Annotated in this window: 8 protein-coding genes; 2 read left to right on the top strand and 6 right to left on the bottom strand. The window is 71.9% G+C overall.

Features of this window, described 5'->3' with window-relative positions:
- Positions 1-39: 39 nt before the first annotated feature.
- From ispG to dxr, 3 genes are all read right to left on the bottom strand, one after another.
- Entirely contained in the window at positions 40-1,200 is a 1,161-nt protein-coding gene (ispG, locus tag ACZ7C5_RS36170) for a flavodoxin-dependent (E)-4-hydroxy-3-methylbut-2-enyl-diphosphate synthase (protein WP_188301482.1), read from the bottom strand.
- Between the two features lie 143 nt (positions 1,201-1,343).
- Complete coding sequence (locus ACZ7C5_RS36165) at positions 1,344-2,648, bottom strand: M50 family metallopeptidase (RefSeq protein ID WP_470324309.1); 1,305 nt, start codon at positions 2,646-2,648, stop codon at positions 1,344-1,346.
- A 70-nt stretch (positions 2,649-2,718) separates the two neighbouring features.
- Complete coding sequence (gene dxr, locus ACZ7C5_RS36160) at positions 2,719-3,960, bottom strand: 1-deoxy-D-xylulose-5-phosphate reductoisomerase (protein ID WP_401092699.1); 1,242 nt, start codon at positions 3,958-3,960, stop codon at positions 2,719-2,721.
- Positions 3,961-4,039: 79 nt separating this feature from the next.
- On the opposite strand from dxr, the gene ACZ7C5_RS36155 reads away from it, so the two are divergent.
- A complete protein-coding gene (locus tag ACZ7C5_RS36155) occupies positions 4,040-4,708 on the top strand; it encodes an NAD(P)-binding oxidoreductase (RefSeq protein WP_470324308.1) in 669 nt (222 codons plus the stop codon).
- Between the two features lie 109 nt (positions 4,709-4,817).
- Here ACZ7C5_RS36155 and ACZ7C5_RS36150 read toward each other — a convergent pair whose 3' ends face one another.
- The 3 genes from ACZ7C5_RS36150 to ACZ7C5_RS36140 all read right to left on the bottom strand — a co-directional run bounded on the left by ACZ7C5_RS36150 (position 4,818) and on the right by ACZ7C5_RS36140 (position 10,271).
- Entirely contained in the window at positions 4,818-6,260 is a 1,443-nt protein-coding gene (locus tag ACZ7C5_RS36150; RefSeq protein ID WP_401092703.1) for an aldehyde dehydrogenase family protein, read from the bottom strand.
- Positions 6,261-6,445: 185 nt separating this feature from the next.
- The gene (locus tag ACZ7C5_RS36145; protein ID WP_470324307.1) at positions 6,446-8,014 is read right to left on the bottom strand and encodes a PucR family transcriptional regulator; all 1,569 of its coding nucleotides are present in this window, start codon (positions 8,012-8,014) and stop codon (positions 6,446-6,448) included.
- A gap of 154 nt (positions 8,015-8,168) precedes the next feature.
- A complete protein-coding gene (locus ACZ7C5_RS36140) occupies positions 8,169-10,271 on the bottom strand; it encodes an ATP-binding protein (protein WP_470324306.1) in 2,103 nt (700 codons plus the stop codon).
- Positions 10,272-10,512: 241 nt separating this feature from the next.
- On the opposite strand from ACZ7C5_RS36140, the gene gabT reads away from it, so the two are divergent.
- Positions 10,513-11,868: a 4-aminobutyrate--2-oxoglutarate transaminase gene (gabT, locus tag ACZ7C5_RS36135; protein ID WP_188301475.1), complete on the top strand. Its 1,356-nt coding sequence runs from the start codon at positions 10,513-10,515 to the stop codon at positions 11,866-11,868.
- Positions 11,869-12,262 lie beyond the last annotated feature (394 nt).

Raw genomic sequence — 12,262 nt, 5'->3', positions numbered from 1 at the left:
GCGGACCCTCCCGCGCGGTCAGGACAAGCTATGCGGGGCTCACTCGCCCGCGACCACGGTCGGCGCCCCCGACTCGACGCCGGCCGCCTGCATCTGCTCGGCGAGCTTGAGCGCCTCCTCGATCAGGGTCTCGACGATCTTCGACTCGGGAACGGTCTTGATGACCTCGCCCTTGACGAAGATCTGCCCCTTGCCGTTGCCGGAGGCGACCCCGAGGTCGGCCTCCCTGGCCTCGCCGGGACCGTTCACGACGCAGCCCATGACGGCCACCCGCAGCGGCACCTCCATGCCCTCCAGCCCGGCGGTGACCTCCTCAGCGAGCTTGTAGACGTCCACCTGGGCGCGGCCGCAGGACGGGCAGGAGACGATCTCCAGGCCGCGCTCGCGCAGCCCGAGCGACTCCAGGATCTGGTTGCCGACCTTGATCTCCTCGGCCGGCGGGGCCGAGAGCGAGACCCGGATGGTGTCGCCGATGCCCTCGGCCAGCAGCGCGCCGAAGGCGACCGCCGACTTGATGGTGCCCTGGAAGGCCGGACCGGCCTCGGTCACGCCGAGGTGCAGCGGGTAGTCGCACGCGGCGGCGAGCTGGCGGTAGGCGTTGATCATCACGACCGGGTCGTTGTGCTTGACCGAGATCTTGATGTCGCGGAAGTCGTGCTCCTCGAACAGCGAGCACTCCCACAGCGCGGACTCGACCAGCGCCTCCGGGGTGGCCCGGCCGTACTTCTCCATCAGGCGCTTGTCGAGCGAGCCGGCGTTGACGCCGATCCGGATCGGCACGCCCGCGTCCTTGGCGGCCTTGGCGATCTCGCCGACCTTGTCGTCGAAGGCCTTGATGTTCCCCGGGTTCACCCGCACCGCGGCGCAGCCCGCGTCGATCGCCGCGAAGACGTACTTCGGCTGGAAGTGGATGTCCGCGATGACCGGGATCTGCGACTTCCTGGCGATGATCGGCAGCGCGTCGGCGTCGTCCTGGGAGGGCACGGCGACCCGGACGATCTGGCAGCCGGACGCGGTGAGCTGGGCGATCTGCTGGAGCGTGGCGTTGATGTCCGAGGTCACCGTGGTGGTCATCGACTGCACCGAGACCGGGGCGTCGCCGCCGACCGGCACGTTGCCGACCATGATCTGCCGGGAGTAGCGGCGCTTGGCCAGCGGCTTGAGCGGCAGGGACGGAATACCGAGCGAGATCGCGGTCATGTGCGCAGGGTTCCCCGGGGTAGAGGTGTGGTCGACCGCCCGGCCGTGACACGGCCGAGGCCGGGCGCGCTGACGATCGCGCACCCGGCCTCCACGGTACGGCACCGCCACGGCGCCCAGCACACCCGCGGTACCCGAACGCCCTAGCCGATCTTCACCGGGTTCACCAGGTCGGCGACCATCACCAGCAGCGTGAAGCCGATGAAGACGCTGGCCACCACGTACGCCACCGGCATCAGCCTGGCGACGTCGAAGGGCCCCGGGTCGGGCCGCCTGAACACCTGTGCGAACCGACGCCGGACCGCCTCCCAGGCCGCGCCGGCGATGTGCCCGCCGTCCAGCGGGAGCAGCGGCAGCATGTTGAAGAGGAGGAGCGACAGGTTGATGCCGGCCAGCAGGTTCACGAAGACCGCGATCCGCTGGGTGCCGGGGATGTCGAGCGAGAAGACCTCGCCGCTGACCCGGGCGGCGCCGACCATGCCGATCGGCGAGTCCGGGTCGCGCGGGGCGTCGCCGACGACCGCGTTCCACAGCCCGGGGATCTTGCCGGGCAGGGCGATCAGCGACTTCACCCCGTTCTCGGCCATGTCGTACATCCGGTCCACCGACTGCCCGAATCCCAGCTGGACCACACCACTCGCAGGAGTGAATCCAAGGAACCCGGCCTGGACGGTCGCACCCTTGATCGGGATGTTGTTCCCGTCGTACTTCTGGACGTCGTTGACCGCGATGGTCGGGGTGAGGGTGTGCTGCTGACCGTCCCGCTCGACCACCACCGGCACGGTCCTGCCGGCCGACCTGCGGATGTCCTCCTGGAGCTGGTCGTAGCTGCGGATCCGGTCGCCGTCGAAGGAGAGGATCTTGTCCCCCGCCTTCAGCCCGGCCTGGGCGGCCGGGGTCTGCGGGGCGCCCTCCGGGCAGCTGTCGGTGGGCTGGCCCGCCTTGACGACGCACTGGGCGACGGTCTTGACCGTCGGCACGCTCATCTGGACGCCGAAGCCCATCATGACGGTCAGGAAGAGCCCGAACGCCAGGACCAGGTTCATGAACGGCCCGGCGAACATGACGATCATGCGCTTCCACGGCTTGCGGGTGTAGAAGAGCCGGCTCTCGTCACCCTCCTGGATCTCCTCGTAGGAGGCCTCGCGGGCGTCCTCGATCATGGTGCGCCAGGGCGAGCTGCTGCGCTTGGTGATCCTGCCGTCCTCGCCCGGCGGGAACATCCCGATCATCCGGATGTACCCGCCGAACGGGATCGCCTTGATGCCGTACTCGGTCTCGCCCTTGCGGCGTGACCAGAGGGTCGGGCCGAAGCCGACCATGTACTGGGGCACCCGGATGCCGAACAGCTTGGCCGTGGAGAGGTGGCCGAGTTCGTGCCAGGCGATCGAGATCAGCAGCCCGATGACGAAGACCAGGATGCCGACCACCGTCAAAACCGTTGCCACCGCTGGTCCTCCGTCATGCCGCTCCGCTCATCGTCTCGTCCTACCGCAATCGGGGCCGTTCAGTCGACCGTCAGCCGGCCGCCAGCTCGCGGGCCCGGGCGCGCGCCCAGTCCTCCGCGTGCAGGACGTCCTCGACCGTCAGGGAAGTTCCCGCCGCCGGAGCGCCGTCCCGCTGACCGTGCTCGGCCACGACCTTGGCAACAGTGTCCACGATTCCGGTGAAGGCGAGGCGGCCCTTCAGAAACGCCTCCACGCACTCCTCGTTGGCCGCGTTGAAGACCGCCGGGTTGGTGCCGCCCAGGGTGCCCACCTCGCGGGCCAGCTCGACCGCGGGGAAGGCCTCGTCGTCCAGCGGGAAGAACTCCCAGGTGGCCGCCTTGGTCCAGTCGCAGCCGGGGGCGGCGTCCGGCACCCGGTCCGGCCAGCCGATCCCCAGCGCGATCGGCATCCGCATGTCCGGCGGACTGGCCTGCGCCAGGGTCGACCCGTCGGTGAACTCCACCATCGAGTGCACCACCGACTGCGGATGCACCACGACCTCGATCCGGTCGAAGGGCACGTCGTACAGCAGGTGCGCCTCGATCACCTCCAGGCCCTTGTTCACCAGGGTGGCGGAGTTGATCGTGACGACCGGGCCCATCGCCCAGGTCGGGTGCGCCAGCGCCTCCTGCGGGGTCACCCCGGCCAGCTGCTCCCTGCTCCTGGTGCGGAACGGGCCGCCGCTCGCGGTCACCACCAGCTTGCGGACCTCGGCCCTGGTCCCGCCCGCCAGCGCCTGGAACAGCGCGGCGTGCTCGGAGTCCACCGGCACGATCTGGCCCGGCTTCGCCACCGCCTTCACCAGCGGACCGCCGACGATCAGCGACTCCTTGTTGGCCAGCACCAGCACCCGGCCCGCCTCCAGCGCGGCCAGCGTCGGCCGCAGGCCGATCGAACCGGTGATGCCGTTCAGCACCGAGTGGCACTCCATCGCGGCCAGCTCGGTCGCCGCGTCCGGGCCCACCAGCACGGCCGGCAGCGGACGGCCCGCCGCCTCGGCGGCCAGCGCCTCGCGCAGCGCCGGCCCGGCCGCCGGGTCCGCCACCGCCACGGTGTGCACGCCCAGCCGCAGCGCCTGCTCGGCCAGCAGCTCCACCCGGCCGCCCGCCGCCGACAGGGCGACCACCCGGAAGCGGTCCGGGTTGCGGAGCACCACGTCGATGGCCTGGGTGCCGATCGAACCGGTCGAGCCCAGGATCACCAGCTCCCGGGGGCCGGAGGGGTCCGCCACGGTGGGCGTGAAACGCAGCTGCGGGTGAGCGAGCGAAGTCATGCGCCCATTGTGTCCTGTCCGCGGCACCGCACCCGACCCCCACGGGCCGCCCCGCCCCTCCCGGGCTACCGTCGGAACCATGCGTACCGTCATCGCCGGGGGCCACGGACAGATCGCGCTCCGGCTGGAACGGCTGCTCGCCGCACGCGGCGAACGCCCCGCCGGGATCATCCGCCGCCCCGAACAGGCCCAGGACCTCGCCGACGCCGGCGCCGAACCGCTGCTGCTCGACCTGGAGGCCGCCACCGCGCCGCAGCTCGCCGCACTGCTCACCGGGGCCGACGCGGTGGTCTTCGCCGCCGGCGCCGGCCCCGGTAGCGGCGCCGCCCGCAAGAACACCGTCGACCGGGACGCCGCCGTGCTGCTGGCCGACGCCGCCGAACTCGCCGGCGTCCGCCGCTACCTGATGGTCTCGGCGATGGCCGCCGACGCCGACGCCCACCACCCCGCCGACCAGGTCTTCGAGACCTACCTGCGGGCCAAGGGCGCCGCCGACGACGCCGTTCGGGCCCGCACCGCGCTGGACTGGACGGTGCTGCGCCCCGGACGGCTCACCGACGGCCCCGGCACCGGCCTGGTCCGGCTGGCCCCCTCGGTCGACCGCGGCGCGGTGGACCGGGCCGACGTCGCCGCCGTCCTGGCCGCCCTGCTGCACGAGCCCGCCACCGCCGGGCTGACCCTGGAACTGGTCGCCGGGAACGCCACCGTCGAGGAGGCGGTCGCCGCGGCCGCCGGACACGACGGCTGAGCACCGGACGGCCCCGGGAACGCGAGGAGGGCCCGGTTCGGTGAACCGGGCCCTCCCGCTACGGCACTGCTGCGGCACTGCCACGACTACGGCACTGCCACGACGCCGATCAGAGGTCGAGGCCGGTCAGGACCATGACCTTCTCGACGGTGTAGTCGTCCATCGCGTACTTGACGCCCTCACGGCCGACACCGGAGTCCTTGACGCCGCCGTACGGCATCTGGTCGGCGCGGTAGGACGGCGCGTCGCCGATGATCACACCGCCGACCTCCAGCTCCCGGTGGGCGCGGAAGGCGGTCTGGAGGTCGTGGGTGAACACGCCCGCCTGAAGGCCGAACGCCGAGTCGTTGACGGCCGCGAAGGCCTCGTCCACGCCGTCCACCCGGTGCAGCGACAGCACCGGGCCGAACACCTCGGCCTTGGCCAGGATGGCGTCGCCGGGCAGGTCGGCCAGCACGGTCGGGGCGTAGGTCGCGCCCTCGCGGGTGCCGCCGGTGAGCACCTTGGCGCCCTTGGCGACCGCGTCCTCGACCCAGGACTCGACGCGCTTCGCGGCGTTCTCGTCGATCAGCGGGCCGACGTCGGTCGCGTCGTCACCCGGGTCACCGGTGACCTGCGCCCTGACCTTGGCGACGACCTTCTCCGCCAGCGCGTCGTACACCGACGCGTCGGCGATCACCCGCTGCACCGAGATGCAGGACTGGCCACCCTGGTAGTTGGCGAACATCGCGATCCGGGTGGCCGCCCAGTCCAGGTCGGCCTCCGAGGACCAGTCGGCGAGCACCACGGCCGCGGCGTTGCCGCCGAGCTCCAGGGTGCAGTGCTTGCGCGGCACCGAGTCCATGATCTGGTAGCCGACCTTGTCCGAACCGGTGAAGGAGATCACCGGCAGGCGCTCGTCCTGCACCAGGGCCGGCATCCGGTCGTTCGGCACGGTCAGGATCGACCAGGAGCCGGCCGGCAGGTCGGTCTCGGCCAGGATCTCGCCCAGCACCATCGCCGACAGCGGGGTCGACGGGGCCGGCTTCAGGATGATCGGAGCGCCGACCGCGATCGCCGGGGCGACCTTGTGGGCGACCAGGTTCAGCGGGAAGTTGAACGGGGCGATCCCCAGCACGACACCGCGCGGGAAGCGGCGCACCACCGCGAAGCGGCCCACGCCGCCCGGGTCGGTGTCCAGCCGCATGGTCTCGCCGTTGGTGCGGCGGGCCTCCTCGGAGGCCCAGCGGAAGACCGACACCGCGCGGCCGATCTCACCGCGGGCCCACTTGATCGGCTTGCCGTTCTCGGCGCTGACCAGCTGGGCCAGCTCCTCGGTGCGCTCGGTCAGCCGCTTGGCCACGTGGTCCAGGGCGGCGGCACGCTGGTGCGCCGGGGTGGCGGCGAACACCGGCAGCGCGGCGACGGCGGCGTCGAGCGCCTCCTCGACCTGGGCCTCGGTCGGGATGCTCACCTTGCCGACCAGACGGCCGTCCCAGCTGTTGTGCACCTCGAAGTCGGCGTCACCGCTCGCCCGGCGGCCGGCGAGCCAGAATTCGTACGTGGTGGTCACCGTGGTACCGGCCCTCTCCTCGTCTGTCCTACGGCCCACGGACGTGGGACCCGGTTTTGAGGGTAGGGGCGGCGGCGCGCCAGCCGGATTGGCCGACTCGGAGCGTTCGACCCCGGGGCCACTCCACCGCGTCCTACCGGCGGGGCGTCCGCGTCACGCCGGGGCCCCGAGGACGCCTCAGGGGCCTACTCCTCGCCGGAGCGGAGCGCCAGCCACAGCTCCATCCGCACGTCCGTGTCGTCCAGCGAGCGGCCCAGCAGCTCCTCGACCCGGCGCATCCGGTAGCGCAGCGTGTGCCGGTGCACGCCCAGGTCCGCCGCGGCCGCGTCCCACTGGCCGTGCCGGGACAACCACGCCCGCAGCGAGGCCACCAGGTCCCCGCGGGCCGTCCGGTCGTGATCCCGCAGCGGCCGCAGCAGCCCCTCCGCGAAGGCCGTCACCGCGTCCTCGCCGAGCAGCGGCAGCAGCGACCCCGCGCCGACCTCCTCGTGGTCCACCGACCTGCGGCCACCACGCAGCGCCACCGCCAGCGCCCGCTCGGCCTGCGCGTGCGCCGTCCCTGCCTCCTCCAGCGCGGCCGGCGCCGACACCCCCAGCGACAGGCCCTCGTGCTCCTCCACCGCCCCCAGGCAGGCCCGGTGCACCGCGCCGTTGTCCAGCGCCAGCACCATCAGCCGCGGCCCGTGCGCCCCGTCCTCCCGCGCCACCAACAGCTTCTCGCCCACCCGGGCACCCGCCTGCTCGGCCCGGTCGCCCAGTTCCCCGAGCGACTCGGCGGAATCCGCGTTCGCCGCACCGACCCCGGCCACCAGGACCCGTATCGTCCCCTCGGGCATTCCCCCGAACAGCCCCACCGCCACCTGGCGGGCCGTCGCCACCTCACCGGCCAGCACCATCCGCAGCAGCGCCGCGCCCATCCGCTCCTCGGCCTGCCGCAGCTCCCGCGAACGCTCCAGGGTGAGGGTCAGCAGCGCCACCGCCGCGTTCAGCACGTACCGCTCGGTCGGCGTGATCCGGTCCTCGGTCCCCACCGCCAGGAAGCCCCGGGCCCGCCGGTCCGCCCCCAGCGACTGGACCACCACGTAGTCCTCGTCCGCCGTGTCTATCCCCGGCGCGCGCCCCTGCAGCGCCGCACTCGACGGCGCCGGCCGCCGACGCAGCCGGTCCACCTCCGCCGCCAGCCGCCCGGCCCGGCGCGCCGCCCAGTCCGGAGCCACCACCGACAGCGCGCCCGACCCGTCGTACAGCGCCGCCCAGCCCCCCAGCCGGGCCGCCAGCCGACGCACCACCGCCGTCGTGCCGTCCTTGCCGAGCGCCGCCCTGGTCAGCTCCTCCTGCGCCTCGAAGCTGGTCGTCACCGCCTCGTACTGCTCCGCGGCCAGCGCCGCCGACACCACCTTGCTGATCGCGATGAACGGCGTCGGCTCCGGCACCCGCAGCAGCAGCAGCCCGCGCTGCGCCGCCGCGTCCACCAGCGGCTGCGGCACCTCGGTGTGCGACAGCCCCACCCCGAGCCCCAGCCCCACCACCCCGGCATCGGCAAGCCGGTGCACGTACGCCTGCAACCGCGCCGCCGTACGGCCCAGCTTGATACCGGTGGTGAGCAGCAGCTCGCCACCCTCCAGGAACGGCGTCGGATCGTCCAGCTCACTGGTGTGCACCCAGCGGACCGGCCGCTCCAGGTGATCCGCACCGGCGAGGACCGTCAGATGGAGCGACGTGTTGCGGACGACGGAGGCGAGTGTGGGGGGCATGGCACCTTCGGGGGATCGACCTGACCGCGCCGTTGCGGCCGGGCGAGGAGAGGGACACGGGACCGATGAGGGTCTCTCCCCTTCATTATGGACGCTCCGGACAACCCGCACTGCCGAATCCACCTCGAAGGCGACTTCCCCCGCCGCCCCGCCGTCACCCCCGCAGATCCACCAGCAACGGCGGCACCTGCTCCCCCGACACCGCCGTCAACGACACCACCGCGTGCCCGGCCGGCAACGCGTGCGCCAGATCCGACGGCGACCACCGCAGCCGCTCCACGTCCCGCGTCGTCACCGACTCCGTCTGCGCCGCCGTCCCCGACAACGCCTTCCGCCCGACCCGCCCGGCCCGCCTGATCACACCACCGGAGGTGTCGGGGGTGTGGGTGACCTCCGTCTCGTGAACAACGTGCGTGCCCCACGCTTCGGAGAAGAACTTCCCGTCCCAGGGAGCGATTCCGGGGAAGACCATCCGGCAGCCGACCGCGCCGAACAAGGGGGTCCTCAGCGATTCAGGCAGATCCATCAAGGTGCGGAGCAACAGCACCGCACCTGCATTGGCACCTCGCATCCGCTGAAGGCCACGAACGGTATTCGCGTCCAGGGCAGCGGAAGCGTCGTCCACCACGAGCCCCGCGAACAGCGAACGATCCTCACGGGCAGCCGCTGCCACGACGAACTGCCCCACCACGAGACGGGAGAGAATCCGGGCGGCCTCCGGGTGGCTTCGCTCCGGCAGCTTCACCCGCACCCTCAGCGGATGGTCGAGTGCCCGCATGGCGAAGGGCAAACGGCCCGTACCGTCCGTGGCGAAGGCTCCCGCGAATGCCGGGCGGTCGAGCAGTGCCAAGCGATCCGCAAGGAGGATCCCCGGATCATCGGCGCGCTCCAGCTGTCGCTGCCGATAGTCTAGGTCCCGCTCGTAGACCGACAGTCGGCCAGTTGCACGAAGTACCTTGACGAGCGCTTCCATCACGTCCGGCTCACCGCAGAGCAAGGCCCGCAACTCGCGGACTCCCGGGTAGCGCCCGTAAGCGGTGTTGAACGGTCCGACGACCTGTTGGAGCGTCGTCCGGGCGCTCTCCGCACGCGCAATCAGCTCGTCCGGCAGTAGCGCGTCCGCGAGCCGGGCGGCCGCTTCGTCCGGATCCTGCGTCGCGCCGTAGAGGTCAAGCCCGTAGACCGAACCCGGCTCGCCTGGTGCGATCACCACGTCGTACCAGCCGTCTGGGCCGAGGTCCGCGTCCGCTGCTCCGACCACCACGACACACGCGGTCCCGGCCAACGTCTGGAGGCACAGGGACTCCGTGACAGGACGGGCGAGTCGAACCGTCTTGCCGGTTCCTGCAGGACCGACAGCCAGCAACGAGGTCCCAAGGACGGCCGGATCCAAGGCGAATCCAGTCGACCGGTGGCCGTGCGGGTTCTTCAACACATCCTGTGTCGTGCCGAGCCTCACCTGTTGCAGCAGCAGGTCATGCCACGCACCCCTGGTCGACAGGTCACGGGCCCCCGAGGGATGCGAGAAGGCTGCGGCGCCCCGCGCGAGCACCTGATCGACGAAAGCAGGAAGGAAGACGGCATCTGCCTGAGCGGACTCCCACGCCCGCTGGATCCGGACGTAGTCGACGTCACTGGCATTCGCACGGTCCAGCGCCTCGGCCGCCGTCGACGCCCCGCCCGATCGTTGGGCAAACCACGGGTCGGCGACGAGCGACGGAGCAGATTGGGCAGTCGGCTTGGCTGGGGCGGGCCCCTCGTGAGTGATGGCCCGGGCGAGAACCGGAGCGACGTTCTTCCGCCACCCGGAACGCGTGAGGAATCGGCGGCCGACCTCGCGCCACCGCCCGGTGCGCCAGAACACCGCCGCGGCACAACTGACGGTGATCAGGTTGATGAGGACCTGGACGGTGTTGAACTGCTCCGGTGAAGTCCCGGCGAACCATCCCAGGAGCCCGGCCACCCACACGAGCACGAACGTGCCGATGTAGTAGGTCGCGACAGTGGCGACGAGATTCAGGACCGCACGCCACAACAGCTGCCCAGTGGGGACCTTCGCTTCCTCCGCTTCGGTGGGATCGGTCCACTTGTAACCCTGACGAAAAATCCCTGGCGCCGCCTCCGCGCGCGGGATCGCCGCCCAGGCCGCGAGGTCGAAGGGGCCGTTCGCGGCCGTGCCGGGCCGTTGGTGGGGCAGGGGGGTCGGGGGTCTGGTGCCGGTGCGCTCGCCGTGGTGGTGTGCCCCGCCCTGTGCCATGTACGGCCCCGCTCCCTCGCCCGCCCGGCCCGACCGCCGTCGGTGCCGCCATACCCGTGCCGCCGTACCGGCGACACGCCCGCGCTCAGGGTAGTGGAGCGCGGCCTGCGGGTAGTCGCACCACCCGCGCTGGCCGTGCCGGACAAGTCGGAGGGCGCACTGCTACCGAGTGGCGCGTGCCCGGGTGGGGAGGGCGGCCGTAGCCTGCGAAGCACCGAGCCGAGAAGTCTGGAGAAACCCCATGAGCGCCGCAACGCCGCTCCCGCAGGAGCGCCGCCTGGTCACCGCGATCCCCGGTCCGAAGTCGCAGGAGCTGCACGCCCGCAAGCTGGGTGCGGTGGCGGCCGGTGTCGGCACCACCCTGCCGGTGTACGTGTCCCGTGCCAACGGCGGCGTGCTGGAGGACGTGGACGGCAACTCGCTGATCGACTTCGGTTCCGGCATCGCCGTGACCAACGTCGGCAACAGCGCCGAGGCCGTGGTGGCCCGGACGACCGAGCAGCTGGGCAACTTCACCCACACGTGCTTCATGGTGACCCCGTACGAGGGCTACGTGGCCGTCGCGGAGCAGCTGAACGAGCTGACCCCGGGTGACCACGAGAAGCGCACCGCGCTGTTCAACTCGGGCTCCGAGGCCGTCGAGAACGCGGTGAAGATCGCCCGCGCCTACACCAAGCGCCAGGCCGTCGTGGTGTTCGACCACGGCTACCACGGCCGCACCAACCTCACCCTGGCGCTGACGGCGAAGAACATGCCGTACAAGCAGGGCTTCGGTCCGTTCGCCCCCGAGGTCTACCGGGTGCCGGTCGCCTACCCGTACCGCTGGCTGACCGGTGCGGAGAACGCCGCCGCCGAGGCCGCCGCCCAGGCGATCGACACCATCAACAAGCAGATCGGCGCCGAGAACGTCGCCGCGATCATCATCGAGCCGATCCAGGGCGAGGGCGGCTTCATCGAGCCGGCCAAGGGCTTCCTGCCGGCCATCGTGGAGTTCGCGAAGGCGAACGGCATCGTGTTCGTCGCGGACGAGATCCAGACCGGTTTCTGCCGCACCGGCCAGTGGTTCGCCTGTGAGGACGAGGGCATCGTCCCGGACCTGATCACCACCGCCAAGGGCATCGCCGGCGGCCTGCCGCTGTCCGCGCTGACCGGCCGCGCCGAGATGATGGACGCCGCGCAGACCGGTGGCCTGGGCGGCACCTACGGTGGCAACCCGGTGGCCTGTGCCGCCGCGCTGGGCGCCATCGAGACCATGAAGGAGCAGGACCTCAACGGCAAGGCGCAGCGGATCGGCGAGATCATGCTGGGCCGCCTGCGGGCCCTGCAGGAGAAGCACGCCCACTCCGAGCGGGTCTGCATCGGTGAGGTCCGCGGCCGCGGCGCGATGATCGCCGTCGAGCTGGTGAAGCCGGGCGGCAAGGAGCCCGACGCGGAGGCCACCGCGGCCATCGCCAAGGCCTGCCACGCCGAGGGCCTGGTCGTGCTGACCGCCGGCACCTACGGCAACGTGCTGCGCTTCCTGCCGCCGCTGGTCATGCCGGAGCACCTGCTGAACGAGGGCCTGGACATCCTGGAGGGTGCGTTCGCCGCTCTCTGAGCGGTGCCGCCCGTCAGGTCGTGAACCCCCTTCCGGAGGGTTGTCCGGACAGCACTGAACGGCCCGTGGGGACCTCTGGTCCGCACGGGCCGTTCGGTTTCCGGGCACGCCGGGCGAGCGGTCCCGGCATGGTCGACGGGGCGCCCGCGAGGCCGCCCGGCGCAGGGTGAAGATGATGTGCGGAATCACTGAAGGCACTCGGCGTGGAAGGGCTGTTGACGTAGTGTCATCGCAGATGGACAGCGAGCCCCAGCCATTGGCGAGGCCGTCCGCGGGGCCCCCTCCGGGGCCGGTTCCGCGGGTGCCGCGCGAGGACGACCAGGCCGGCCCGGAAGGGGCGGCGCACACCGAAGGCCGATCGACCGACCGTCCGACCCACACCCCCCGGGGCGCA

The sequence above is a fragment of the Kitasatospora sp. NPDC036993 genome (genome assembly GCF_055607525.1).
The sequence above is the reverse complement of the archived record's forward strand: the minus strand, read 5'-3'. Positions and strand labels throughout refer to the sequence as shown.

What these genes read in the sequence shown, in the direction of transcription:
- ispG (WP_188301482.1), bottom strand. Translation starts at nt 1,200, where the DNA reads ATGACCGCGATCTCGCTCGGTATTCCGTCCCTGCCGCTCAAGCCGCTG.
- dxr (WP_401092699.1), bottom strand. Translation starts at nt 3,960, where the DNA reads ATGACTTCGCTCGCTCACCCGCAGCTGCGTTTCACGCCCACCGTGGCG.
- ACZ7C5_RS36155 (WP_470324308.1), top strand. Translation starts at nt 4,040, where the DNA reads ATGCGTACCGTCATCGCCGGGGGCCACGGACAGATCGCGCTCCGGCTG.
- ACZ7C5_RS36145 (WP_470324307.1), bottom strand. Translation starts at nt 8,014, where the DNA reads ATGCCCCCCACACTCGCCTCCGTCGTCCGCAACACGTCGCTCCATCTG.
- ACZ7C5_RS36140 (WP_470324306.1), bottom strand. Translation starts at nt 10,271, where the DNA reads ATGGCACAGGGCGGGGCACACCACCACGGCGAGCGCACCGGCACCAGA.
- gabT (WP_188301475.1), top strand. Translation starts at nt 10,513, where the DNA reads ATGAGCGCCGCAACGCCGCTCCCGCAGGAGCGCCGCCTGGTCACCGCG.